The 26,929-nt window shown below is 73.0% G+C and carries 12 protein-coding genes; 11 read left to right on the top strand and 1 reads right to left on the bottom strand.

Annotated features, from left to right (window positions below):
* Nucleotides 1–22 precede the first annotated feature (22 nt).
* The gene (locus ACIBVL_RS41425) at nt 23–12,523 is read right to left on the bottom strand and encodes an SDR family NAD(P)-dependent oxidoreductase (protein WP_399106132.1); all 12,501 of its coding nucleotides are present in this window, start codon (nt 12,521–12,523) and stop codon (nt 23–25) included.
* Nucleotides 12,524–12,879: 356 nt separating this feature from the next.
* On the opposite strand from ACIBVL_RS41425, the gene dpgA reads away from it, so the two are divergent.
* The 11 genes from dpgA to ACIBVL_RS41370 all read left to right on the top strand — a co-directional run bounded on the left by dpgA (nt 12,880) and on the right by ACIBVL_RS41370 (nt 26,924).
* Nucleotides 12,880–13,947 carry a 3,5-dihydroxyphenylacetyl-CoA synthase DpgA gene (gene dpgA, locus ACIBVL_RS41420; RefSeq protein WP_399106130.1) on the top strand — a complete coding sequence of 356 codons (1,068 nt, stop codon included), beginning with the start codon at nt 12,880–12,882 and terminating at the stop codon, nt 13,945–13,947.
* 195 nt (nt 13,948–14,142) lie between these two features.
* A complete protein-coding gene (gene dpgB / locus ACIBVL_RS41415) occupies nt 14,143–14,877 on the top strand; it encodes an enoyl-CoA-hydratase DpgB (protein WP_399106128.1) in 735 nt (244 codons plus the stop codon).
* The gene (gene dpgC / locus ACIBVL_RS41410; protein ID WP_399106126.1) at nt 14,874–16,196 is read left to right on the top strand and encodes a (3,5-dihydroxyphenyl)acetyl-CoA 1,2-dioxygenase DpgC; all 1,323 of its coding nucleotides are present in this window, start codon (nt 14,874–14,876) and stop codon (nt 16,194–16,196) included. Before dpgB ends, dpgC begins: the two co-directional genes overlap by 4 nt.
* Nucleotides 16,193–17,884, top strand: coding sequence for a thiamine pyrophosphate-binding protein (locus tag ACIBVL_RS41405; RefSeq protein ID WP_399106124.1), 1,692 nt, complete (start codon nt 16,193–16,195; stop codon nt 17,882–17,884). The genes dpgC and ACIBVL_RS41405 overlap by 4 nt, the downstream gene beginning before the upstream one ends.
* 7 nt (nt 17,885–17,891) lie before the next feature.
* Complete coding sequence (locus tag ACIBVL_RS41400; RefSeq protein WP_399106122.1) at nt 17,892–19,352, top strand: benzaldehyde dehydrogenase; 1,461 nt, start codon at nt 17,892–17,894, stop codon at nt 19,350–19,352.
* 50 nt (nt 19,353–19,402) lie between these two features.
* A complete protein-coding gene (locus tag ACIBVL_RS41395; RefSeq protein WP_399106120.1) occupies nt 19,403–20,194 on the top strand; it encodes an ABC transporter ATP-binding protein in 792 nt (263 codons plus the stop codon).
* 3 nt (nt 20,195–20,197) lie between these two features.
* Nucleotides 20,198–21,538 carry an FtsX-like permease family protein gene (locus tag ACIBVL_RS41390; RefSeq protein ID WP_399106118.1) on the top strand — a complete coding sequence of 447 codons (1,341 nt, stop codon included), beginning with the start codon at nt 20,198–20,200 and terminating at the stop codon, nt 21,536–21,538.
* 287 nt (nt 21,539–21,825) lie between these two features.
* A complete protein-coding gene (locus ACIBVL_RS41385) occupies nt 21,826–22,320 on the top strand; it encodes a MarR family winged helix-turn-helix transcriptional regulator (protein ID WP_399106116.1) in 495 nt (164 codons plus the stop codon).
* A 267-nt stretch (nt 22,321–22,587) separates the two neighbouring features.
* Nucleotides 22,588–23,238, top strand: coding sequence for a DUF6338 family protein (locus ACIBVL_RS41380; protein WP_399106114.1), 651 nt, complete (start codon nt 22,588–22,590; stop codon nt 23,236–23,238).
* Nucleotides 23,238–23,402 (top strand): hypothetical protein, encoded by a 165-nt coding sequence (locus tag ACIBVL_RS41375; RefSeq protein ID WP_399106112.1) that lies wholly within the window; start codon nt 23,238–23,240, stop codon nt 23,400–23,402. Before ACIBVL_RS41380 ends, ACIBVL_RS41375 begins: the two co-directional genes overlap by 1 nt.
* 3 nt (nt 23,403–23,405) lie before the next feature.
* Entirely contained in the window at nt 23,406–26,924 is a 3,519-nt protein-coding gene (locus ACIBVL_RS41370) for a CHAT domain-containing protein (protein ID WP_399106110.1), read from the top strand.
* Nucleotides 26,925–26,929: the final 5 nt, after the last annotated feature.

The raw sequence follows: 26,929 nt of genomic DNA, 5'->3' as shown, positions 1-26,929 counted from the left end.
TCGTTCGCGCTGTTCGGAACCATCAGTCGCTCTCCTCGCCCTCGCGCACGAGTTGGAGCAGTGCCTGCAGATCGAGGGCGTCGATGTCGTGCTCGTCCGATGCCGTACGGGTCTCCGCCTGGGTGTCCTCGGGTGCCTGCTGCGGGACCAGGGCCTCGGAGAGATGGCGGGCGACGGACTCCGGGGACGGGTAGTCGAACAGGACCGTGGTCGGCAGTCGCAGACCGGTGAGGGTGTTCAGCCGGTTGCGGAGCCGGACGGCGGCCAGGGAGTCGAAGCCCAGTTCCAGGAACCCGCGCTCGGGAGCGAGACGGGCCGCATCGGAGTGGCCGAGGACAGCGGCCGCCTGTGCCGTCACCAGGTCGAGGAGATGCTCGACGCGCGCCGCACCGGTCGGGAGGGCGGTCAGCCGCTTCGCCAGTGCGGGTCCGGCGTCGGCACCGGCGGTGCCTGCCGCTTCGCTGTCCTTACCGGTGCCGGCCGGTGCGAACGCCGAGAGCAGCGGGCTGGGACGGGTTTCGGTGAAGTGGGCGGTGAAGCGGATCCAGTCGGCGTCGGCGATGGCCAGGCAGCCGGCCGCCCTTCCAGAGGCCAGGACACTCCCCAGCGCGTCGACCGCCGCGTCAGGATCGAGGGCGGCCATGCCGTCGGCCCCGTCGGGCAGGCCACCACGGGCCGCCACCAGGCCCGCACCGGCCCACGGTCCCCAGGCGACGGACAGCCCGGGCAGGCCGTCCGCGTTGCGCTGCTCGACCAGGGCGTCGAGTACGGCGTTGGCGGCGGCGTAGTTGCCCTGGCCGGGGTTTCCGAGGGTGCCCGCCAGGGATGAGAAGACCACGAAGTCGGCGAGGCTCGCGTGCCCGTCGCGGGTCAGTTCGTCCAGGTGGCGCGCGCCCTCCACCTTGCCGCGCAGCACGCGGGCCAGGCTCTGAGGGGTGAGCCCGTCGATGATGCCGTCCTCCACGGCGCCCGTGGTGTGCAGGACGGTGGTCAGCGGCCGGTGGGCGGGGATCGCGTCCAGCACGGCCCGCAGGGCACCGCGGTCAGCCACGTCACAGGCCACGACGGCCGCCTCGGCGCCGAATCCGGCGAGTTCCGCCGTCAGCTCTCGCGCCTGCGGGGCGTCGGGCCCCTGGCGGGAGAGGAGCAGCAGCCGACGGGCTCCGGCCCGGGCCAGGGAGCGGGCCAGATGACCGCCGAGCGCGCCCGTTCCGCCGGTGATCAGCACGGTGCCCGTGGCGGTCGGCTGCCACGTCGCGGACTCCGGCCGGGCAGCCGGGTCCAGGCGCCGGACGAAGAGACCGGACGACCGTACGGCCACCTGATCCTCGTACCCGACGCCGACGGGCAGCCCGCCGAGCACGGCGCACATCCGCGTCAGCGTGCGGTCGTCCGGACGGTACGGCAGGTCCACCAGGCCCGCCCAGCGGTCACCGGCCTCCAGCGCGGCGACCCGGCCGAGCCCCCAGACTCCGGCCCCGTCGACGTCGGCGACCCGCTCCGACGGGCTGACCGACACGGCACCCCGGGTGGCGCACCACAGCGGGGCCGCCACATCCAGATCCCCGAGCGCCTGTACAACGGTCAGGGTCAGCTCCAGCCCCTCAGGAACCGAAGACGTCCTGACGGCCGCCGGCCCTGAGGAAGACAGCGGCAAGAGGACACCCTGCGCGGCTCCGAGTCCCGCCACCCCGCGCAACAGCTCGGCGACGCCTGCCCGATCGGCACCGGCCGGCAGCGACACCTCGTGCACATCGGCGCCGTACGCCGCCATGGCCGAGCTGATACGCCCTTGCCACTCCTCGTCGCCCTGCCCGGCCACCGGACGGATCACCACCCACGCCCCGGTGAGGGAGGGCCGCGCGACGTCCGGCAGCAGCCTCCAGCCGACCCGTGCGAACGACGGACCGGACTCGGCCGGTCCGCTGTGGTGTCGTTGCCGGGGGGTGGGCCAGTAGCGCTCGCGTTGGAAGGGGTAGGTGGGGAGCTCGACCTGCTGGCCGCCCCAAGTGGTGTAAAGCGGCTTCCAATTGATGTCCGTGCCGTGGACGTGGAGGTGGGCCAGGGCGGTGAGGAAGGTTTCCGTCTCCGGGCGGCCTGCGCGCAGGGACGGGGTGAAGACGTGACCCTCGGTGTCGTCCAGGATCTGCTGGGCGAGAGCCGTGAGGACCGCATCGGGGCCCAGCTCCAGCCAGCGGGTCACCCCGGCGGACTGCAGGGACGCGATGGCGTCGGTGAAGCGGACCGGACGGCGGACGTGCCGCACCCAGTACTCCGGGTCCGTCACCTGCGGCGACAGACCTGCCAACCCCGGCTCACTGAAGGTGAGTTGGGAGACCACGGCACGGAAGTCGTCCAGCATCGGATCCATCAACGGCGAGTGGAACGCATGGCTGACCGTCAGCCGCTTCGTCCGGACCCCCGCCGCCTGCCAGTCCTGCTCCACTCCGGCGATCGTCTGGGCGTCGCCGGAGACCACCACCGACGACGGCCCGTTGATTGCCGCGATACCAACCCGATCGGTCACACCCTCCAGCGCCGCGACAGCCGCAGCCTCATCGATTTGCACCGCGAGCATCGCGCCACCCTCAGGCAACGCCTGCATCAGCCGACCCCGCGCCTCGACGAGAGCACAGGCATCCTCGAGGGACAGGACCCCGGCGACATGAGCGGCGGCGATTTCGCCCACCGAGTGCCCGGACACCGCATACGCACGAAGGCCCAGCCACTCCACCAACCGGAACAGACCCACCTCGACCGCGAACAACGCCACCTGGGCATACCGCGTCTGGTTCAACAGCACCGCATCCGACCCGAACACCACATCCCTCAGCGGGAGTTCAGTCAGCTCGGCCACCGCGTCGAACGCCTCGGCGAACACCGGGAAGGCCTCGTACAGCTCGCGGCCCATCCCCAGCCGCTGCGAACCCTGCCCCGTGAACAGCACCGCCGTCCTACCACCGGCACGGGCAACCCCCCGCACCTCCGCATCACCCAGCAACACCGCCCGATGCTCGAACACCGCACGCCCGGCAGCCAGCGAGAACCCCACATCCACGGCATCCGCCGTCTGCTCACGAACCCGTTCAACAGCCGCGTCCAACGCGGCCGAGGACTTCGCCGAGACCACCCATGGCACCACACCAGGCGCCACACCGGCGACCGAGACCGACTCCACCTCACCTTGCTCCAACACCACGTGCGCGTTCGTGCCGCTGATCCCGAACGACGACACAGCAGCCCGCCGGGGCCGATCCAGCTCCGCCCACTCCCGCGCCTCCGCGAGCAATTCCACCGCACCCGCGGACCAGTCCACGTGCGGCGACGGCTCATCCACATGCAAGGTGCGCGGCGCGACGCCCCGCCGCATCGCCTCCACCATCTTGATCACACCCGCCACACCCGCAGCCGCCTGCGTATGACCGATGTTCGACTTGATCGAGCCCAGCAGCAGCGGACGGTCCTCCGCCCGCCCCTGCCCATAAGTGGCCAGCAGCGCCTGCGCCTCGATCGGATCACCCAGACTCGTCCCCGTGCCATGCGCCTCCACCACATCCACATCCGCCGTGGACAACCCCGCACTCGCCAGAGCCTGACGGATCACCCGCTGCTGCGACGGCCCGTTCGGAGCCGTCAGCCCATTGCTCGCCCCGTCCTGATTCACCGCCGTACCCCGTACGACAGCCAGCACCCGATGCCCCAACCGCTCCGCATCCGACAACCGCTCCACCAGCAGCATCCCCACACCCTCGCCCCACCCCGTACCGTCCGCCGAAGCCGCGAACGCCTTGCACCGGCCGTCCATCGCGAGGCCACGCTGCCGGCTGAACTCGACGAACGTCCCCGGCGTGGACATCACCGTGACACCGCCGGCCAGGGCCATCTCGCACTCGCCGTTGCGCAGGGCCTGGGCGGCCAGGTGCAGGGCGACCAGCGAGGACGAGCACGCCGTGTCGACGGTCACCGCAGGCCCCTCCAGACCGAACGTGTACGACACCCGACCGGAGGCAACGCTCCCCGCCGTCCCGGCGAGCACGTATCCCTCCAGTTCCTCCGTGTCGGCGGAGGAGGCGATCCGGTCGCCGTAGTCGTGGTTGATCACTCCGGCGAACACGCCGGTACGGCTCCCCCGTACGGACACCGGGTCGATGCCGGCCCGCTCGAACGCCTCCCACGACACCTCCAGCAGCAGCCGCTGCTGCGGGTCCATCGCCAGCGCCTCACGGGGCGAGATCCCGAAGAACTCGGCGTCGAACTCGTCGGCGTCGTGCAGGAAGCCGCCCTCGCGGGCGTAACTGGTGCCGGGGTGATCGGGGTCGGGGTGGTACAGCCCCTCCAGGTCCCAGTCGCGGTTGACCGGCAGCCCGGCGATCGCGTCGCCGCCGTCGGCGACCAGGCGCCACAGGTCCTCGGGAGAACGCACGCCGCCCGGGTAGCGGCAGGCCATGCCGACGATGACGACCGGGTCGTCGTCGGAGTCGGCCCTGCGCACCACGGCGGTCGGCGCCTCCGGACGGGTGTCGATTCCCTTGCCACCGAGCCGAGTTCGCAGAAGCCGGAGGAGCGCCTCCGGCGTCGGGTGGTCGAACACGAGCGTCGCGGGCAGGCGCAGCCCCGTGGCGGCGGCGACCGCGTTGCGCAGTTCGACGGCCGTGAGCGAGTCGAAGCCCAGTTCCTTGAAGCTCTGCCCCGCCGGCAGGTCGTCGCCGGAGGCGTGGCCCAGCACGGCGGCGGCCTGGGCGCGGACGAGGTCGAGCAGCAGGGCGTCGCGTTCCTCGTCAGTGGCCCGGGCGGCCAGCTGCCGTTCCAGAGTCTCCGTGCGGTCCCGTTCGCGGGGGTCGCCGTCCTGTGCGGCCGTGCGGCGCCGGCGCGGGGTGAGTCCGGACAGCAGCGGATGGCGGCCCGGGTCGGTCGTGCGCGCCAGTGCGGCCCGGTCGAGGTCCGCGGCGACCAGGACCGCGCGGAGCGGGTCGGTGACGGCCCGGTCAAGCAGCGGCAGACCGGTGTCGGCGGTGAGCGCTGTCATGCCTTCCGCTGCGGTGCGCCGGGCGTGGGCGGTGCCCAGGTCCCCGGTCATGGCGGAGGTTTCGGTGGCCCACAGTCCCCACGCGAGGGAGGTGGCGGGCAGGCCCAGGTCACGGCGGTGGGCGGCGAGCGCGTCGAGGAAGGCGTTGGCGGCGGCGTAGTTGCCCTGGCCGGGGTTGCCTAGGGTGCCTGCGGCGGACGAGAACAGGACGAAGGCGTCCAGGTCCATGCCGGCGGTCAGTTCGTGCAGGTGCCAGGCGGCGTCGGCCTTGGGGCGCAGTACGGTGTCCAGCCGCTCCGGCGTCAGGGAGCCGAGGACGCCGTCGTCCAGGACGCCGGCCGTGTGGACGACGGCCGTGAGCCGGCGCCCGGCCAGGACCTCGGCCAGCGCCTCCCGGTCGCCCGCGTCGCAGGCCGCGAACTCGACGCGGGCGCCGCTCGCCGTCAGCTCGTCGGCCAACTCGGGTGCACCCGGGGCGTGTTCGCCGCGCCGGGAGAGCAGCAGCAGGTCCCGTACACCGTGCTCGTTCACCAGGTGACGGGCGACGAGCGCGCCGAGGGCTCCGGTGGCACCGGTGACGAGGACCGGGCCGGAGCCGAAGGGTCGCTCGGCGGGGACGAGGAGGGCCACCTTCCCGGTGTGGCGGCCCTGGGAGACGTGCCGCAGGGCGGGTGCGGCCGCACGGACGTCCCAGGTGCGCAGCGGGAGCGGCGTCAGGGCACCGGACTCGAAGAGGGAGAGCACGGCGGCGAAGATCTCCGCGATGCGCTCAGGTCCCGCGTCGGCAAGGTCGAAGGCCCGGTACCGGACGCCGGGGTGGTCCGCGGCGATCTCCCGGGCGTCGCGGATGTCGGTCTTGCCGAGCTCCAGGAACGTGCCGCCGTGCGGGAGCAGCCGCAGCGAGGCGTCGACGGCCTCGTGAGCCAGGCTGTTGAGGACGACGTCGACCCCGCGGCCGTCGGTCGCCGCGAGGAAGGTCTCGGCGAACTCGGTGGTGCGGGAGTTGGCGATCCGCCCGTCGGCGACACCCTGGGTGCGGACGGTGTCCCACTTGGCGGGCGAGGCGGTGGCGAACACCTCCGCGCCGAGGTGCCGGGCCAGTTGCGCGGCGGCCATGCCGACACCGCCGGCCGCGGCGTGCACCAGGATCCGCTCGCCGGCCCGCAGACCGGCCAGGTCGACCAGGGCGTAGTACGCCGTGAGGAACACGATGGGCACGGAGGCGCCCTCGGCGAAGGACCAGCCTTCGGGCAGCCGGGCCAGCAGTCGCGTGTCGGCGACGGTCACCGGGCCGAACCCGCCGGAGACGATGCCCATGACCCGGTCCCCGGGCGCGAAGCGGTCCACGTCCGGGCCGGCTTCCAAGACCACCCCGGCGCCTTCGCCGCCCATCTCGATCTCGCCCGGGTAGAGGCCGAGCGCGTAGAGGGCGTCACGGAAGTTCACGCCGGTCGCCCGCATCGCGACCCGGACCTCGCCCGGCCCCAGCGGCCGCAGCGCCTCGGGGGCCGGGACGAGGGCGAGTCCGCCGTCGAGGGTGCCGGTGCCCGTGGTGTCCAGCCGCCAGGCATCGGTCCCTGGGGGCGGGGTGAGCACGCCGGCGGAGGGCGTTCCGGCAGGGGTGAGGCGGGGGACGAGGGCTCGGCCGCCCCGGAGGGCCACCTCCGTCTCCCCCGCCCGCAGCGCGGCGGCGACGGCCGCGGCGACGACCGCCTCGGAGTCCGCGTGCGCGTCCAGGTCGACCAGCAGGTACCGGCCGGGCTCCTCGGACTGCGCGGACCGGACGAGGCCCTGTACGGCCGCGGCGGCCAGGTCTCCGACCCCGGCACCCGGGCCGGTGGCCACGGCACCGCGGGTGACGACGGCGAGCGGCGGCGCGGCCGGGTCGGCGAGGTGACCGTGCAGGACGTCGAGCGCCCAGGAGGTGGCGGTACGGACGGCGTCGGGCATGTCGTCGCTCCCGGCCGGGCAGTGGGCGAGGCGCACGCCCCCGGGCCCGCCATTGGCTTCGACGTTCCCTTGGGAGGTCGCTTCCGAGTCTCCTTCGAAGGACAGCGATTCCCAGGTGACGTCGTACAGTCCGTCGAGGCGACGGTCGTCGGGGGCGTCGGCACGGACCTGGCGCAGGGTCAGGGACTCGACGGCCGCCACGGGCTCGCCGGTCTCGTCCGCGACGAACAGCGCGACCCGGTCCGGCCCCTGTCCGGTGACCCGCACCCGGAGCGTCCGGGCACCCGAGGCCAGCAGCCGCACACCGGCCCACGCGAAGGGCAGCGCGGGACCGTCCTCGCCGTCGGCGGTGCGCAGGAACTCCAGCGGATGCAGGGCGCTGTCCAGCAGGGCCGGGTGGATGCCGTACGCCCCCGCCCGCTCTGCGGCCTCCTGCGGCAGAGCGATCTCCGCCCATACGTCGCCACCCGAACGCCAGGCGGCGCGCAGCCCCTGGAAGGCCCTCCCGTAGCCGAGTCCGGCCGCCGCACGGCGCTCGTAGAAGTCACCGATGTCCAGCGCCTCGGCGGCGGGCGGCCACGGGCGCAGGTCCGCGGTCGGCAGAGCACCGCCCGTGCCCAGCGTGCCGGCGGCGTGCCGGGTCCAGTCGTCGGCGCCCGTTCCGACGGAGTCCTCCGGGCGGGAGTGGATCGTCAACGTCCGTACGCCGTCGTCGTCGGGCGCGCCGACCGCGAGCTGCAGCTGCACGGCGCCCGTCTCGGGGAGCACCAGCGGTGCCTCGAGCGTCAGTTCGTCGATCGCCGCACAGCCCACCGCGTCTCCGGCACGGATCGCCAGTTCGACGAACGCCGTACCCGGCAGCAGGACACGGCCCATCACGGCGTGGTCCGCCAGCCACGGGTGCGTGGCCAGCGACAGCCGCCCCGTCAGCAGATAACCCTCACTGTCCGCCAGCGCCACCGCCGCACCGAGCAGCGGGTGATCAGCGCTGCCGAGACCGGCGGAGGCGACGTCGGCGCCCTTGCCCGTGCCCGCCGGCAGCCAGTAACGCTGGTGTTGGAACGGGTAGGTGGGGAGGTCGACCTGGCCGCCATCCCAAGTGGTGAACAGCTGCGTCCAGTTGACGTCAGCACCGTGGACGTGGAGGTGGGCCAGGGCGGTGAGGAAGGTTTCCGTCTCCGGGCGGCCTGCGCGCAGGGACGGGGTGAAGACGTGACCCTCGGTGTCGTCCAGGATCTGCTGGGCGAGGGCGGTGAGCACGGCGTCGGGGCCCAGCTCCAGCCAGCGGGTGACGCCTTCGTCATTGAGGGCGGTGATCGCGTCGGCGAAACGGACCGGACGGCGGACGTGCTGCACCCAGTACTCCGGATCCGTCACCTGCGGCGACAGACCTGCCAACTTCGGCTCAGCGAAGACAAGTTGAGTGACGAGGGCACGGAAGTCGTCCAGCATCGGGTCCATCAACGGCGAGTGGAACGCATGGCTGACCGTCAGCCGCTTCGTCCGGACCCCGGCCGCCTGCCAGTCCCCCTCCAGCACGGCGATGGTGTCCTCGTCGCCGGAGACCACCACCGACGACGGCCCGTTCACGGCCGCGATGCCGACCCGGTCCTCCAAGCCCTCCAACGCGGAGACAGCCGCAGCCTCGTCGATCTGCACCGCGAGCATCGCGCCACCCTCAGGCAACGCCTGCATCAGCCGACCCCGCGCCTCCACCAAACGGCACGCGTCCTCCAGCGACAGCACCCCCGCCACATGAGCCGCGGCGATCTCCCCCACCGAGTGCCCAGACACCGCATGCGCACGAAGGCCCAGCCACTCCACCAACCGGAACAGACCCACCTCGACCGCAAACAACGCCACCTGGGCATACCGGGTCTGGTTCAGCAGCTCCGCATCCGTCCCGAACACCACATCCCTCAGGGAGAGTTCAGTCAGCTCGGCCACCGCGTCGAACGCCTCGGCGAACACCGGGAACGCCTCGTACAGCTCGCGGCCCATCCCCAGCCGCTGCGAACCCTGCCCCGTGAACAGCACCGCCGTCCTACCACCGGCACGGGCAACCCCCCGCACCTCCGCATCACCCAACAGCACCGCCCGATGCTCGAACACCGCACGCCCAGCAGCCAGCGAGAACCCCACATCCACGGCGTCCGCCTTGTGCGCCCGGACCTGCCCGACAGCCGCGTCCAACGCAGCCGAGGACTTCGCCGAAACCACCCACGGCACCACACCCGGCACCACACCCGCGACCGAGGCCGACTGCACGTCGCCCTGCTCCAGCACGACGTGCGCGTTCGTGCCACTCACCCCGAACGAGGAGACCGCAGCCCGCCTCGGCCGCTCGACCGTCGGCCACTCCCGCGCCTCGGTCAGCAACTCCACCGCACCCGCCGACCAGTCCACGTGCGGCGACGGCTCATCCACATGCAGGGTGCGCGGAGCGACACCGTGCCGCATCGCCTCCACCATCTTGATCACACCACCGACACCCGCAGCCGCCTGCGCATGCCCGATGTTCGACTTCATGGACCCCAGCAGCAGCGGACGGTCCTCGTCCCGCCCCTGCCCATAAGTGGCCAGCAGCGCCTGCGCCTCGATCGGGTCACCCAGGCGCGTACCGGTCCCATGCGCCTCGACGACGTCCACGTCGGCCGAGGACAGCCCCGCACTGGCCAGCGCCGCCCGGATCACCCGCTGCTGGGACGCCCCGTTCGGAGCTGTCAGCCCGTTGCTCGCGCCGTCCTGGTTGATGGCCGACCCGCGCACCACTGCGAGCACCCGGTGCCCCAGTCGCCGGGCGTCGGACAGCCGCTCCACCAACAGCATGCCGACACCCTCGGCCCAGCCCGTTCCGTCCGCCGAAGCCGCGAAGGCCTTGCAGCGCCCGTCGGCCGCGAGCCCGCGCTGACGGCTGAACTCGATGAACGCGGCCGGGGTCGACATGACCGCGACGCCTCCGGCGAGCGCCATGTCGCACTCGCCGAGCCGCAGGGCCTGCACCGCCATGTGCAGGGCGACGAGCGAGGAGGAGCACGCCGTGTCGACCGTGACCGCCGGGCCCTCCAGGCCGAACGCGTAGGCCACGCGTCCGGAGGCGACGCTGCCCGCGCTGCCCGTGCCGAGGTAGCCCTCCAGGCCGTCGGGGAGGTCCGCGGCACCGGCGGCGTAGTCGTGGAACATCACGCCGGCGAAGACACCCGTACGGCTGCCCCGCACCGACACCGGGTCGATGCCGGCCCGCTCGAACGCCTCCCACGACACCTCCAGCAGCAGCCGCTGCTGCGGGTCCGTCGCCAGCGCCTCACGCGGGGATATCCCGAAGAAGGCGGGGTCGAACTCGCCTGCGTCGTGGAGGAATCCGCCGTGGCGGGTGTAGGTGGTGCCGTCGGCGGCCGGGTCGGGGTCGTACAGGGTCTCCAGATCCCAGCCGCGGTCGGTGGGGAACTCGCCGACGGCGTCCCGGCCTTCGGCGACCAGACGCCAGAGGTCCTCGGGGGAACGCACGCCGCCCGGGTAGCGGCAGGCCGTGCCGACGATGGCGAGGGGTTCGGCGGTGAGGTCGGCGCGGGGGCGGGCGGGCGGGGTGCGGCGGGGGTCGGGCAGGCGTTCCCCGGTGAGCCGGCGCAGCAGTTCGGCGGCGAGCTCGGCGGGGGTGGGGTGGTCGAAGGCCATGGTGACCTGGAGTTCCAGGCCGGTGCACGCGGTGATGCGGTTGCGCAGGGTGACGGCGGCGCGGGAGTTGAGGCCGAGGGCCTTGAAGTCCCGGTCGGCGGCGACGTCCTGGGGGCCGGTCAGGTTGCGGACCGCGGCGGTCTCGGCGCGGACCAGGTCGAGGAGGGCGGTGTGCCGGGCGGCGGTGTCCGGGAGCGCGGCGATCCGGGCGCGCAGCGCGCCGCGTACGGCGTCGTCGGCGGTGACCGGTTGGGTGTCCTGGGACGGGGTGGCGTCGCCGTCGGTGTCGTCGGCGATGAGCAGCCGGCTCGGCTGCTGCTCCAGCAGGCGGCGCTTGGGCTTGCCGGAGCCGGTGCGGGGGACGGTGTCCAGGGCGCGGATCTCGGCGGGCACCTTGTGCGGGGCGAGGTGGGTGCGGCAGTGGGTGAGCAGGGCCGCGGGGTCGGGGGTGGTGCCGGGGGCGGGGACGACGTAGGCGACGGGGATCTCGCCGAGGAGGTCGTCCTGGCGGCCGGTGACGGCGGCGTCGGCGATGTCGGCGGCTTCGAGGAGGACCTTCTCGATCTCGCCGGGGTGGATGTTCTCGCCGCCGCGGATGATGAGTTCCTTGAGCCGGCCGGTGATGGTGAGGAAGCCGTGGTCGTCACGGCGGGCCAGGTCGCCGGTGCGGTACCAGCCGTCGCGCAGGGCGCGTTCGGTGTCCTCGGGCCGGTTGTGGTACCCGGTCATGACGTTGGGCGCGCTGACCCATACCTCGCCCTCGGCGCCGGGTGCGGTGATGTCACGGCCGGAGTCGGGGTCGATCAGGCGCAGGGAGAGGCCGGGGACGGGCAGGCCGCAGCTGCCGGGCGGGGAGCCGGCGGCGAGGGCGGGCGGCGTCATGGTGATGGCGCCCGAGGTCTCCGTGCTGCCGTAGCTGTCGACGAGGGGGACGCCGAATCTGTCCTCGAAGGCGATGCGCAGGTCGGGGGTGGTGACGGCGCCGGTGACCAGGCAGGCGCGCAGGGCGGGGGCGTCGAGGTCGTCGCGGCCCGCCCGCAGGAGGTGGCGGTACATGGTGGGGACGCCGACGAGCAGGGTGAACGGATCCTCGCGGAGGGTGTCGAGGACGTGCTGCGCGGAGTAGCCGGGCAGGATACGGGCCGCGGCTCCGGTGGCGGTGACGCCGACGACGCACAGGACGTGGGCGAGGCTGTGGTAGAGCGGCAGCGGCCACAGCAGCACGTCGTCCTCGTCGAGGCCGAGGACGGGCGCGTAGCAGGCGGCGAGGGACCACAGGGCGTTGCGCTGGGTGGCGAGAACGCCCTTGGGGGCGCCGGTGGTGCCGGAGGTGTAGAGGGACCAGGCGATCTCGTCGAGGCCCAGGTCGTCGCGGGGCGGCTCGGCCGGGTCGGTGGTGCGCAGCGTGAGGTAGGAGTGCGCATCCCGCTCCGGGGTGTCCTCGTCGGTGTTCTCGTCGCCGACGACCACGACGACCGGCGCGGGCCCGGACGGGTCGCGTTCCAGGACGGCCCGGAGCCGGGCGAGGCGCGGCCGGTCGGTGAGGACGGCGCGGGCGCCGCTGTCGCGCAGCAGGTGGGCGAGTTCGTCCTCGGAGCAGTGCGGGTCGACGGGGACGGCGACGGCGGAGGCCCGCAGGACGGCGAGGTAGCTCTCCGGAACCTCGACGCCGTTGCCGAGGTGGATCAGCGCGCGGTCGCCGCGCCGAAGTCCCAGCGCGGCCAGGTGGCCGGCGAGGCGGGCGGTGGTGCGTTCGAACTCGGCCCAGGTGACGGTGCGCCGGTGGTCGCTGTAGACGGCCTTGCCGGGGTGGCGTGCGGCCCGGTCGCGGAGCAGGGCCGGAAGCGGCCGAATGAGTTCGGTACGCAGCATGTGGTCAGCTCCTCGGGCGGGCGGGTCCCGCGACCGGTCGGGTGTCGGGTCGTTTCACGGAGTCTGGGTAAGAACACGCGTGCCCGAAACCCCTAATCGGCGTGGGTGGACGGTTTCCCCAGGCGGCACCCCTAGAGACCCCTACACGGGTACGACGGAGGAGCTCGAGAATCCCTGATACCGAACCCGGTCAAGGGGCGTCTAAGGTGCGTGACATGCAGCTCCGGGCCGCCGTGTGCGGGAGTTGAGTTTCCGAACTGGGGGAACAGATGGAGAGTCCGCATATGCCCATTGACCGCACCGAGGACGGGGTCGAAGACAATTCCGGGAGTACTTCCGGGGGTTCTTACGGGCTGATGGGCGCAAGGCCACGAATCGTGGGCGTGGGAACGGCCGTTCCGGGAAGTTCCTACACGCAGGAGGAACTTCTCGACGAGTTCGCCGTCGCTGATCCGCGTATCCGCTCGGTCTTCCTCAACAGTGCGATCGAGCGCCGGTATCTGACCCTTCCCCCGGAGGGTGCCGACGGGACGCGGCAGTTGGAGAGCCAGGGCCAACTGCTGAAGAAGCACCGGCTGCAGGGGCTCGACATGGGCGGGCGGGCGCTTCAGGCGTGCCTGAAGGAGGCCGGCGCCGATGTCAGCGACGTGCGCTACCTGGTGTGCGTTTCCTCGACCGGATTTCTGACTCCGGGATTCACGGCACTGATGATCCGGGAAATGGGACTGCATCCGAACTGCGCCCGTCTCGACGTGGTGGGAATGGGCTGCAACGCGGGTCTCAACGGCCTGACGGCGGTGGCCGGATGGGCCGCCGCGCACCCCGGTGATCTCGCCGTCATGGTGTGCACGGAGGCGTGCTCGGCGGCGTACGTTTTCGACGGCACGATGCGTACGTCGGTGGTGAACAGCCTGTTCGGGGACGGTTCCGCGGCGGTGGCGCTGCGTGCCGGTGAAATTCCGGAGAAAAGCGGCGGGGAAAGCCTTCCGGAGATCATGAATTTCGCCAGCGTGATGATTCCCGAGGCGCTCGACGCGATGCGTTTCGACTGGGACGACGACGCGGTGAAGTTCAGTTTCTTCCTGGACCGTGACGTGCCGTACGTGGTGGGGGCGCACGCGGAGGGCGTGATCGACCGGCTGCTGCACGGCAGTGGGCTGCGCCGCTCGGACATCGCCCACTGGATCGTGCACTCCGGCGGCAAGAAGGTCATCGACTCGGTCCGGGTGAATCTGGGCCTGACCTCGCACGATCTGCGGCACACCACGGGGGTGCTGCGCGACTACGGCAATCTGTCGAGCGGTTCGTTCCTGTTCTCGTACCACCGGCTGCGGAACGAGGGCGTGGTGCGGCCTGGCGACCACGCGGTCTTCATGACCATGGGCCCGGGCTCGACGATCGAGACGGCGCTGCTGCGCTGCTGACGGCCGGCGGCCGTGCACCCCCGAGCGCGGCCGCCGGCGCACCCCTGCGCCGTTTCCGGCGCACCCCGGCCGGACCCCCTGCGCCGTCCCGGCGAACCCCTACTTGCACCACCCGCGTACGCGCACCCCCGACGCGTCCGGTACGCGAACACGTCGTACGCGCAAACCGTTCTGACAGGAAAGAGGTACGCGAGGATGTCTCCCACCGATGTGGCGGGCGCGGTCGTCGAGACGGCCGAGGTGCGGCTGCGGCTGGATGTGTCGAGGTCGGCGCGGGCAGGTCTGCTCACCGCGCTGACCGTGGAGGTCAATCAGGCCTGTGACCGCGCCGAGGACGCGCCCGACGGTCCGCCCGTGGTGGTGGAGCTGGCCGGGACGGAGCCCGGCGACGGGCCGGCCGGCGGGTGGCCCGCGGAACTGGCCATCGCCGAGGTGAACCGGTGGGAGCGGGCGGTGCGCCGGCTGGAGCGGCTGGGCGCGCCGATCGTGGCCGTCGCCGGGGGGCTCTGTGCCGGCCCCGCCCTGGATGTGCTGCTCGCCGCGGACCACCGCATCGGCACGCCCGGCACCCGGCTGGCCCTGGCCCGCGAGGGCGATCTGCTCTGGCCGGGGATGGCCCTGCACCGGCTGGTGCAGCAGGTGGGTCTGGCCCGGGTCCGGCCGCTGGCGCTGCTGGGGCGCTCACTGACCGCGCGGGAGGCCGCGGAACTGGGCCTCCTCGACCAGGTCACCGAGGACACCGGTGCGGCGGTGTCCTCGGTGACCGCCGAGCTGTCCGGCCTGTCGGGCCGGGCCCTGGCGGTGCAGCGGCGGCTCCTGCTGGAGGCGGTGACCACCAGCCACGAGGAGGCGATCGGCGTCCATCTGGCCGCCTGCGACCGCACTCTGCGCCGTACGCACGAGGCGGGCCCCGCCGAGGAGAACCGGTGACGGCGGCCGCCCGGCCGGTCTGGTCCGGCTCTCCCGACGACGACGCCCGCACCCTGGCGGAGCTCGCCGAGGCCGGCGAGAAGGCGCTGGCCGGGCTGCCGTTCAAGCCCGAGCGGAGCGCTGAGCAGCAGCAGTTGGCCGACCGTGTCCACCGCGCCTGCCGCCGGGCCCGCGAGGGCTTCCTGGCCCGGCACGCCGAGCATGTGTACGCGACCCTCACCGACGGGCTGCGCGCCCGTCCCCGGCTGACGGAGCTGGCGCAGGGGGCGGCGGACCGGTTCCCGGGCCTGGTGCCGACCGCCGCGGAACTGGCCGCCGAGCGGGAGCTGCCGCAGGCCGCGAAGGAGGGCCGGGAGATCGACCAGGGTCTGTTCTTCGCGGCCGTGCTGCGCTCCCCCGTCGCCGGCCCGCATCTGCAGGAGACGCTGCTGCGGCCGTGTCCGCGGGCGCTGGGTCTGGCGGAGCAGTTCCGGGTAACCGGCTCGCTGCGGGTGGGGGCGGTGCAGGTCGAGCGGCGGGAGGGGGCCGCGTATCTGACGGTCGACAACCCCTCCTGCCTCAACGCCGAGGACAACGCCCTCATCGACGACATGGAGACCGCCGTCGACCTGGCCCTCCTCGACGAGCGGGTGAAGGTCGGCGTGCTGCGCGGCGGGGTGATGTCCCACCCCCGGTACGCGGGACGGCGGGTGTTCAGCGCCGGCATCAACCTCAGGCACCTGCACGAGGGCCGGATCTCGTACACGGACTTCCTGCTGCGCCGCGAGCTCGGCTACATCAGCAAGATCTACCGGGGTCTGGCGCCCGCGGACGAGGCGGCCGAGGCCGCGCTGTGGCCGCACCGCCGCGCGCACAAGCCGTGGGTGGCGGCGGTCGACACCTTCGCGATCGGCGGCGGTGCCCAGCTGCTGCTGGTCTTCGACCACGTCCTGGCGGCGGCGGACTCCTGGTTCAGCCTGCCGGCCGCGCAGGAGGGGATCGTGCCCGGCGCCGGAAACCTCCGCCTCGGCCGGCACACCGGGTCCCGGCTGGCCCGCCGGATCCTGCTGTCGGGCGCGAAGGTGCGGGCCTGCTCCCCGCAGGCGCCGCTGCTGTTCGACGAGGTGGTGGAACCGGAGGCGATGGACAGCGCGCTGGAGGCGGCGGTACGGCGTCTCGGCTCGCCCGCGGTGGAGGCGAACCGGCGGATCCTGCACGCGGTGGAGGAGCCGGACGAGGCGTTTCGCGCCTACATGGCGGAGTTCGCTTTGGAGCAGGCGCTGCGTCTGTACGGCGCCGATGTCATCGCCAAGGTGGGCCGTCGGGCGGGTGCGTCGTGACGGGGCGGGGCGGGGCACCGGCCGTCGTGCCGCCGGGTGCCGTGTTGCGGCCGGAGGCGGAGCTGCGGCTGAGGCCGCTGGACGCGCTGCTGCACATCCTGCGCGAGGAGGGCGTGGAGCGGGTGTTCGGCAACCCGGGCACCACCGAACTGCCGCTGTTGGAAGGTCTGAACGCCGCCGGGGACATCGAGTACGTCCTCGGTGTGCAGGAGGCGTCGGTCGTGGCGATGGCCGACGGCTACGCCCGCTCGACCGGCCGTCCGGCCCTGGTCTCCCTGCACGCCGCGGGCGGCACCGCGAACGGCCTGGTCGGCCTGTTGAACGCGCGCCGCTCGCGCACCCCGCTGGTGGTGCTGGCGGGCCAGCAGGACCGGCGGCACCTGGTCGAGGACCCGATGCTCTCCGCGGACCTCGCGGCGCTGGCCCGGCCCGCCGTGAAGGAGTCGTACGACGTCCAGCACGGCCACGACCTGCCGGTGCTGCTGCGCCGCGCGTTCGCCGCCGCGACCCGCTCCCCGGCCGGCCCGGTGTTCCTGTCCGTGCCCATGGACCTGCTGCAGGAGGACACGCCCGTGCCCGTGCCGGCGCGCGGCCGGGCGGCGCGCCCGGGGCCCGCGGACGCCGGTGACCTGGCGGAGGCGGCGCGGCTGCTGGCGAGCGCCGAGTGCCCGGCCGTGGTGGCCGGCGACGGTGTCGGGCGGGACGGTGCGGTGGCGGAACTGGTCGCCCTCGCCGAGCGGTTGGGTGCCGCGGTGTTCCACCAGCCGATGCACGACGGGCTGGACTTCCCGTTCGCGCACCCCCTGCACGCGGGCATGCTGCCCGCCACCAACGCGGGTGTACGGCAGGCGCTGACCGGCCATGACGTGGTGCTGGTCGTCGGTTGTCACGCGTTCACACCGCATCACTTCACTGCCGTCGGGCCGATCCCGGACGGCACTGAGGTCGTCCAACTCGACACGGATCCGGCAGAGTTGGGCCGCACCTTCCCGTGCTCGGTCGCCCTGACCGGCGCGCTGCGGCAGTCCCTCGCGGCGCTGACGGCCGCCCTGCCGGGGGCGAGCGGGGAGACGTACGGGGAGAGACCCGCGCGGGCGGAGACCCCCGACGACTGGGCCGGTGACCGTCTCGCCCCCCTCGCGGCCGTCCGCGCGGTCGCCGACGCGCTCCCCGAGGACGCCGTGGTCGTGGAGGAGGCGATCACTTCCGGGGTCCTGCTGCGCGGGGTACTGCGACTGTCCCGGCCCGGCTCCTACGTCCACACCGTGGGCGGTGGTCTCGGGCACGGGATCGGCGCGGCCGTGGGCACGGCCCTGGGCGCCGGTGGGCGTCCGGTGGTGGCCGTACTCGGCGACGGCTGCACCCTGTTCGGGCTGCAGGGGCTGTGGAGCGCGGCCCGCCTCGGGGTGTCCGTCACGTTCGTCGTGATGAACAACGGCGAGTACCGCACCCTGAAGGAGACCCTCGACGCCTGGGACGGCGGCGCCGGCCGGCGCGGCGTCTGTCCGGGTCTCGATCTGTCCCCGCCGGTCGTCGACTTCCAGGCCGTCGCGGCCGCGTTCGGCATCCCGGCGGTGCGGGTCGGTTCGGCCGCGGAGCTCGCGAAGCACATCACTACGGCCACCGCCGACCGGGGTCCCCTGCTCGTGGAGGTCCCGATCACCGGCCACGCCCCGGCGAGTCACTAGGAGAGACATGGCGCCCCTGCTGATCCCCGATCCCCTCGACGCCCCGCTGTGCTGCGGCGGTTGGTCATCCGTGGACGGGCCGGCCGCCGAGGTCGTGGAACCGGCCACCGGGCAGGTCCTGGCCCGGGTCGCTCCGGCCGGTGCGCAGGACGTACGCCGTGCCGCCGCACGTGCCGGGCAGGCGCAGCCGGCGTGGGAGGCGACCGGTCACCGGGAGCGGATCGCCGTCCTGCGGCGGGCCGCGGCGCTGCTCCTCGAGCACCGGGAGGAGTTCACCCGCTGGCTGGTACGGGAAAGCGGCTCGGTGCGCCCGAAGGCCGAGCACGAGATCGAGTCGGTGTACGACGAGTTGCTGGCCGCCGCTGCGCTGCCGGGCCAGCCGCCCGGCCTGCTGATGCCGCCGGTACCGGGCCGGACGAGCGCGGCGCACCGGGTCCCGGTCGGCGTCGTGGGCGTGATCAGTCCGTGGAACGTGCCGCTGGTGCTGTCACTGCGGGCGGTGGCCCCGGCCCTGGCGCTGGGCAACGCGGTGGTGCTGAAACCGGATGTGCGTACCGCGGTGTGCGGCGGGGTGCTGGTGGCGCGGCTGTTCGAAGAGGCGGGGCTGCCGCAGGGGGTGCTCCAGGTGCTGCCGGGCGGCCCGGACGCCGGGGAGGCGCTCGTCGACGCGCCCGAGGTGGCGATGGTCGCGTTCACCGGGTCGACGGCGGTGGGCCGGGTCATCGGGGAGCGGGCCGGGCGGGCGCTGAAGCGGACCTCGCTGGAGCTCGGCGGGAAGAACCCGCTGATCGTGCTGGAGGACGCCGACCTGGACGCGGCGGCCCGGATCGGCGCGTTCAGCTCCTTCTTCCACCAGGGCCAGGTGTGCATGTCGGCGGGCCGGCACGTGGTCGTGGAGTCGGTGGCCGACGCCTACGCGGAGCGGCTGTGCGCGGCGGCGAAGGAACTGACCGTCGGCGACCCGTGGACCGAGGACGTCCACCTCGGCCCGCTCATCGACACTGGGCAGGCGGACCGGGTGGACCGCATCGTCGCCGAGTCGGTGACGGCCGGGGCGCGGCTGCTGGCCGGCGGCCGGGACCGGGGGCCGTTCTACCTCCCCACGGTGCTCGACGAGGTGCCGCGGGACTCTCGGGCGTACCGGGAGGAGATCTTCGGGCCGGTGGCCGCGGTGGTCCGGGTCCGGGACGAGACGGAGGCCGTCGAGGTCGCCAACGACACGGAGTACGGCCTGTCGGCGGCCGTGCTCAGCGCGGATCCCCGGCGCGGCGCGGACGTCGCGGGCCGGGTCCGGGCGGGGATGGTGCACGTCAACGAGCCGACCGTCGAGGACGACGCCTATGTGCCGTTCGGCGGGCTCGGCGCGTCCGGCAACGGCAGCCGGCACGGTGCTCCGACCCATTGGGAAGAGTTCACCGAATGGCGCTGGGTGACGGTCCGTGACATCGCCGTAGCGCCGCCGTTCTGACCGTGTGCCCACGGAGTTCTGACCCGCATGCCCAAGGAGTAAGGAAGCTGATGGCTCATCACGACAGCGGATCCGACGCGGAGGAGGGCACCGAAGCCCTGCGTCTGACGGAGGTCCGCAAGACATACGGGTCCGCGCAGAACGCCGTGACCGCGCTGGACGGGGTGTCGCTGGCGCTGCCGGCCGGCAGCTTCACCGCGATCATGGGGCCGTCCGGTTCGGGCAAGTCGACGCTGCTGCAGTGCGCGGCCGGCCTGGACCGCCCGGACAGCGGCCGGGTCGTCGTCGCCGGGGAGGAGATGACGGGGGGCAGTGAGTCGGCGCTCACCAAGTTCCGCCGCCGGCACATCGGCTTCGTCTTCCAGCAGTACAACCTGCTGCCGATGCTGACGGTCGAGCAGAACACCACGCTGCCGCTCAGGCTCGCCGGCCGTCCCGTGGACCGGGACCGGGCGCGCGAGATCCTGGGCCGGGTGGGGCTGGGCGAGCGGCTGGGCCACCGGCCGGACCAGTTGTCGGGCGGTCAGCGGCAGCGGGTGGCGATCGCGCGGGCCCTGGTGACCGCGCCCAGCGTCATCTTCGCGGACGAGCCGACCGGCGCGCTGGACACCCGGAGCGCGCGCGATGTGCTGCGGCTGCTGCGGGAGACGCTGCGGGAGCACGGCGCGACCCTGGTGATGGTCACGCACGACCCGGTCGCCGCCTCCTACGCCGACTCCGTGCAGTTCCTCGCGGACGGCCGGTTGGCCGGGCGGATGACCGACCCCACCGTGGACGCGGTTGCCGAGCGGCTGGCACACCTGGGCGACCTCGCCGACGAGCACGCACCCGTGGGAGCGTGAGCCGTGTTCGCGCTGACCCTTCGTTCGATCGGGCACCGCCCCGGGCGGTTCACCGCCACGCTGCTGGCCACCTTCCTCGGCGCCGCGGTCATCATGATGTTCAACTCGCTGCACGACACCGCCCAGGGCGACGCCGTGGACACGCGCAGCGCGGACTCCCTCACCCTGACCGGCGCCGTGGTCGGCGGCTACGGCACCCTGCTGGTGTTCTTCGCCGTCGCCTCCACACTCACCGTGAATGTGCGGCAGCGGCAGGAGGAGATCCACCTGCTGCGCTGCACCGGGGCGACTCCGGCGCAGATCAGCCGGATGGTGGTCGGCGAGGCGGCCGCGATCGCGCTCGTCGGGACGCTGCTCGCCGTCTACCCGGCGAGGCTCGCGGGCCGGGCGCTGCTCGCCGAGTTCCGCGACAGCGGCCAGATCTCGGACACCGTCTCCCACGCCTTCGGCCTTTTCGCCCTCACCTCCGGCTTCGGCATCACCCTGCTGGCGTCGATGGGCGCCGCGTTCCTGGCCGTACGACGGGGTGTGCGGGCGGCGTCGGGCACGGCCCGCACACGACGCGGCCGGGGGCGGGCCGTCGCGGCGGGACTCACGCTGCTGGCGGGCGCGGCCGGGGTGGCGTCGACGTTCGCGATGGAGGCGGACGCCGAGGCGCTGATGGCTCCGGCGGCGTACGGGGCGATCGTGCTGTCGGCCGGTTTCGCGCTGGTGTCGCCGTCGCTGCTCCGCTTCCTGCTGGGCCGGTTCGAGCCGACGCTCACGGCCTTCGCCGGGGCGAGCAGCTATCTGGCCGTGCACATCATGCGTCAGCGCGCCGCCCAGCTGGCGGGCGTTTTGATGCCGCTGGTGCTGTTCACCGGGATGGCGACGGCGACGCTCTACATCCAGGCCGTCGAGAGCGACGCCCTCAAGGCGTCCGGTGTCACCAAGTCGTACGAGGACAAGACCCTGGAGACGCTGAACTTCGTGGTGGTCGGCATCATCGTGGTCTTCTCCTGTCTGATGCTGATCAACAGCCTCTACGCCGACACCTCCTACCGGAGCCGCGAGTTCGGCCAGCACCGTCTGGCCGGGGCCACCGACGGGCAGGTTCTGGGGACGCTGGCCCTCGAAGCGCTGGCCCTGACGGTGATCGGGGTGTTCTTCGGGACGGTTGCCGGCGTCGCGGGCATCCTGTCGTTCAGCAAGGTCCGCACGGATGTGCTGGTCCCGGACCAGGGGCTCGGCATCTGGTTGGCCATCGTGGGCCTCGCGACGGGGGCGACGCTGCTCACCAGCGTCGGGACGGCGGTACGGATGCTCCGCGTACCGGCCGTCTCCGCGGTCGCGGTGGCGGCCTGACGACAGATGCGGGGCGCGCCGTTGCTGGTGGAGGACTGGGCCACACCGGCGTTGAGGCCTCTGTCGACGTCCCTGAGCTCGATGTAACCGTTGCCCGCTTCGGTGAGCGCCCACTTCTGCGCGTCGGCGGTGGAGGGGGTGTTCGGGACGACGGCGGCTCCCGGTCCTGGAACCGCTCTCCCGGCCACGTGGCGAGCCGCGCCACCCGGGCCTGGTACGCCCGATCGCTCCCTTCCCCGAATGATCGGTACGGTGGTGACCGGGACGGCGAAGGGAACGGCGGGGACTTGAGCGAGCAGGCAGCCATCAGGACGGCGAAGGAGGCCGCCGACCACGGACTCGTCCTGGCGTTCGGCCGGTTGCAAGGGGCGGCCAACCGGCTGGAGTACATCCTCGGACGGGCGCTCGAGGAGGAGTGCGGCATCAGCCACCTGATGTTCGAGGTGCTGCTGATCCTGGGGCGGGCGGGCGAGCCGGGGCTTTCCATGCGGGCCATCGCCCAGGAGCAGGTGCTCACCACCGGCGGGGCCACCCGGCTGGTCGACCGTATGGAGGCGGCGGGGCTCGTGACGCGCGTGGAGTCCCCCGCCGACCGCCGCGGGAAGCTGGTGCGGCTGACCCCACTGGGCGAGGAGACCGCGGTCCGTGCGTCCCTGCTCCATGTGGAGAACATCAAGCGGTACTTCGTGGACCCTCTGCCGGAGGCGGACCGCGAGCGGTTCGCGGAGGACCTGCGCATCCTCAGTCACACGGCTCGGGACGCCCTCCCCCGGCTGCCCTGACCCGCCCGCACAGCGAGGCGCCGGCGCAAGGGCTTCTTCCCGTCGCTGCCTTCTGGCGGCGGGTCGGCCTGTGTGTCCTCCGAAGAGGGTTCCGGGCGGTGCGTTTCGTCGTCGGCGGCCATGCGGGAAGCACAGTGGTCGGCCGGTTCGGGGCGGCAGTTCAGCGGGCTGCCTCCCGGTAGCCGCGGAAAGGGGTGTTCTGCCGACCGCGGAGACGCAAGCCAGTAGCCTGATCGAGCGGAGTCCGTGAGACATGGGGGGTGCTGAGTGCAGGCTCCTGCGACCGTCGTGCAGCTCGCTCTGCTCGTCCTTCTGGTGCTGCCCGGGGTCACCTATCAGTTCGTCCGGGAACGCCGCCGCGGGCCGGTGCCCGGTGAGCGTGATCTGGGTGAGCGGGTGCTGCGGGCGATCGTCGCGTCGATCGCGCTGGACTCCCTGTACGCAGTGATGGCGGGGCCGGCACTGGTTCGCCTGGCTCGAGGCGCCGGCGGCGGCTGGGACGGCTTCGTGGAGCGGCCGCGAGTGGTCGGCTTCGTCGCCGTGGTGCTGTTCCTCGTCGTGCCGGCCGTGGCGGCGGTCACCGTTTCCCTGGTGGATCGGCAGCGGCGCAAGGCTCGGTTCCTGCACACGCCCAGCGCCTGGGACCACGCGTTCCGCGACCGCGAACCGTGCTTCGTGCGCGTGCGGCTCAAGGACGGCAACTGGGCGGGCGGCTGGTACGGCAACCGGTCGTACGCCTCCTCGTACCCCCACCCTGCGGAGCTGTACCTCGAATCGGCGCGCGTGATGGGTGCCGACGGGGCGTTCGGCGCGCGCGTGCACGGGACGGCGGGCCTGCGGCTGCGGGCGGAAGACTTCGACGTGCTGGAGTTCGTCGAAGCCGGAGAACCGGCGGCCGTGCCGGGGGAGGAGCGGTAATGGCGCACGAACCCGAGCTCTCGCACGAACCCGAGCTCACGCCCGAAGAGGCGGCGCTGCTGCAGGAGGCAGGGGAACGCGGCTACACCCCGAAACGCACGGTCGCCGAGCCGGACGAGGCGCCCGGCGGCCCGGCCGGCACCTCGAACGGCAACGAGGACTGACACGTGGGCGGCGGGCCCGCGAACGGTCTGGCCGAGCGGTTCTGGGAGGCGTTCCGGGTGGCCCGGCACAGCGCGGACCCCGCGTCGGTCGAGAAGGCGATCGACCTCGGCCATGCCCTGCTGGCCGCCGAGGACGTGGCCGAGCGCTGCTCGGTCCTGTCCAATCTCGGGGGCCTGCTGCAGACCCGCTACCACCAGACCGGAGACTTCGAGTTCCTGCGGGAAGCCGTCCACAAAGTCATGGAGGCTTACGTCCTGACGTACGAAAACCCGGAGGACTCGGCCAGCTACGCCAACAACATCGGCATGCTGCTGCACACCGCGTTCCAGCAGAACCAGGACCGTGGCACCCTGGCCGACGCGCTGTACTGGAGCCGGACGGCCGTCGATGAGGAACCGTCCGCGAAGAAGGCGTTCTACCTGGCCAACCTCGTTGTCGCGCTGCGGACGGCGTTCACCGTGACGCAGGACCTCGCCCCCCTGGCGGAGGCCGCCGAGCACGCGCGGGCCGCCGCCGAGTGCTCCCCCGATGACGTGTCCACCGCCAGGAGTCTGCACTTCCTCGCCGTCGTCCTGCGCGACTGGTCCCAGGAGACCGGGGAGACCGGTGTCGTGGAGGAAGCCGTCGACGCCGCGCGGCGAGCGGTGGAGCTCACGCCGGCCGGGTCGTCCGACGTGCTCGACCGGTTGAGGATCCTCGCGTACCTTCTCGACGACCGCTACCGGGCTCGCGGAACGCGGGATGATCTGGCCGAACTGCTTCGGGTCCGGCAGACTCTGGCGGCCCATACCCCGGTCACCGATCCGCGGCACTCGCAGAACCTCGTCGAGCTGGCGACCACGGAACGAGAATGGGCCGCGCTCACCGGCGAGCGCCCGAAATCGAACAGTGGCTGGGAACGCGCCGACACCGAAGCCGAAATGTGCGGCCGGTACGCCGCCGAGTTCGAGCAGACCCGGGACTCGGCCCTGCTCGAGCGGGCGATCGAGCTCGGGCGTTCGGTGGCGGCGACGACCCCCGCCGGGCACCCCCGTCGGGGCGTGCGGCTGGACCACTTCGCCACGGCGCTGACCATCCGGGGTGAAGCGTTCGGGGACCACGCCGCGCTCGCGGAGGCGATCATCATCGAGAGGGAGGCGGTCGCGTGCACATCGGCGGGCCATCCACTGCGGGCCCGGTTCATGGGCAACCTCGCCGTCAACCTGAACGCGTTGTTCCACGCGACCGGAGACCTGACCCACGTCATGGACGCCATCGACGTCGCTCGCCGTGCCGCTGAGGCCACGGCCGGGCAGGGTGACCACCTGCGTTCGCTCGGGATCCTCGCCGTCATGCTGCACAACCGGTACCGGGTGACCGGCGAGCTGCAGGTGTTGTCGGAGGCGGTCGACCGTGCGCGGGAGTCCGTCGGCCTCGGCGCGAGCCTGGTCGCCGGGCAGGCCCAGCGGCTCTCCAACCTTGGCGCCATACTGTCCGACTGGTTCATCAGGACGGGCGAGGCGAGCGTGCTCGACGAGGCGATCGACGCGCACCGCGCGGCCGCGGATGTGACGGCGGACGACGACCCGGGCCGGGCACTGCGGCTGGCCAATCTCGGCGGTGTGCTGACGATGGCGTACGAGAAGTTCGGCGACCGGAACGCGTTGCGCGACGCGATCGCCGCGCGTCGCGCGTCCGTGGCCGCGACTCCGCAGGACAGCCCGCACTGGCCCGGGTACGCCGCGAGCCTGGCCGCCGTGCTCGGCGACTGGTGCACGCACCCCGTCGCACCCGCCGCCGCGCGACGGGAGCCGCCGGATCCGCAGGTCCTCGCCGAGGCGGTCGGCCTGGCCCGGAGCGCGGCGCAAAGACCCGAGCAGGACGCCTATTCCCGGGCGGGTTTCCTGACCCTCGTCGCCAACGTCCTGGCCCTCGGCTTCCGGCACCTCGGCGACGGCGACGCGCTGACCGAGGCACTCGGCTGCTACCGGGAGGCCACAGCGTCTGCAGGATCGCCGACGCAGAGCCGGGCCGAAGCGGCGGACCGGTGGGGCGATCTGGCCGCCGAGGCGGGGCAGTTCGACGTGGCCGCCGAAGGGTACGCCGCCGCGGTCCGGCTGCTGCCCCGGCTCGCGGGGCGCCGCCTGGACCGCGAGGACGCCCAGTACTGGCTCGGCCGGTTCGCCGGGGTCGCCGCCGACGCGGCCGCGTGCGCGCTGGCCGTCGGCGACGAGGTCAGCGCGGTGACCCTGCTCGAATCCGGACGCTGCGTGCTCGCCGCCCAGGCACTCGACAGCCGCGGCGATCTTTCCGACCTGCGCGAGCGGGCACCCGAGCTGGCCGAACGCTTCCGGACGCTCACCGTGGAGTTCGAAACCGACACCACGAGCGACCGCGTGGCCCTCGCCGAGGAGCTCGACGCGGTGACCGACCGGATCCGCGTGCTGCCCGGGATGGAGCGGTTCCTACGGCCCCCGCTGCTCACCGACCTCACCGCGCAGGCACACGAGGGCCCGATCGTGTACGTCAACGTCAGCCGGCACCGGTGCGACGCGTTGATCATCACTCCGGACGGGGTCCGGTCACGCGCGCTGGACCGGCTGAGCGAAGAGACCGTGAGCCACCGCGTACGCGCTCTGCACACCGGGTTCAGGGGGGGGCGGCTGGCCGCCGAGCAGGCGATCCATGACACGCTGGAGTGGCTGTGGGACACCATCGTGGGCCCTGTGCTCGGCGACCTGGGGCTGACGGCGGAACCGGCGGCGGATGGTCCGTGGCCAAGGATCTGGTGGGCCCCGGTCGGGCCGCTCAGCCTGCTCCCCCTGCACGCGGCGGGCCACCACCGCGACGGCGGACCTGTGCTCCTCGACCGCGTCGTCTCCTCGACGACGCCGACGATCCGCGCCCTGGGTCACGCCCGCGCGGGCCGCCGCGACGACCAAAACGAGCCGCGGCTGCTGGTGGTCGCGATGCCGCACACTCCGGGTGCCCCGGACCTGCCCGGCGCACAGGCCGAAGCCGACCACCTGGCCGCTCTCGTACCCGGCGCCACGGTCCTGGTCGGCGCGGACGCGACTCATGACGCCGTTCTCGACGCCTTGCCGGCCAGTGGCTGGGCGCACTTCGCCTGCCACGGGTACAGCGACCCGGACAACCCTTCGGACAGCCACCTCGCGCTGCACGACCACGACCGCGCGCCGCTTCGGGTGCTGGACCTTTCCCGGCTGCGTCTGCGGAACGCGGAGTTCGCGTTCCTGTCGGCCTGCGACACGGCCCGCACCACCGCGCGCCTGTCCGACGAGGCGATCCACCCGTTGGCGGCTTTTCAGATAGCCGGTTTCTCCCAGGTGGTGGGCACGCTCTGGCGCGTCGACGACGCGGTGGCCCCAGCCTTCAGCCAGCAGCTCTACGGCGAGTTGATCGCGGACCGATCCGGTGCGTTGTGCGCGTCTGCGGCGGTCCATCGCACGGTCAGGCAGCTCAGGGCGAAGTATCCGAATCTGCCGTCGGTGTGGGCCGCACACGTCCACGCGGGCGCCTGATGACG

The sequence above is a fragment of the Streptomyces sp. NPDC049687 genome, from assembly GCF_044465285.1.
Classification (GTDB): domain Bacteria; phylum Actinomycetota; class Actinomycetes; order Streptomycetales; family Streptomycetaceae; genus Streptomyces.
Note: the sequence above shows the minus strand (reverse complement) of the source record. Positions and strands in the feature narration are given on the sequence as shown.

Bases quoted from the DNA above. Each gene is read 5' to 3' on its own strand.
- ACIBVL_RS41375 (WP_399106112.1), top strand. From the start codon at position 23,238: ATGGCGCACGAACCCGAGCTCTCGCACGAACCCGAGCTCACGCCCGAA.
- ACIBVL_RS41425 (WP_399106132.1), bottom strand. From the start codon at position 12,523: ATGCTGCGTACCGAACTCATTCGGCCGCTTCCGGCCCTGCTCCGCGAC.
- ACIBVL_RS41400 (WP_399106122.1), top strand. From the start codon at position 17,892: ATGGCGCCCCTGCTGATCCCCGATCCCCTCGACGCCCCGCTGTGCTGC.
- ACIBVL_RS41395 (WP_399106120.1), top strand. From the start codon at position 19,403: ATGGCTCATCACGACAGCGGATCCGACGCGGAGGAGGGCACCGAAGCC.
- dpgB (WP_399106128.1), top strand. From the start codon at position 14,143: ATGTCTCCCACCGATGTGGCGGGCGCGGTCGTCGAGACGGCCGAGGTG.
- dpgA (WP_399106130.1), top strand. From the start codon at position 12,880: ATGGGCGCAAGGCCACGAATCGTGGGCGTGGGAACGGCCGTTCCGGGA.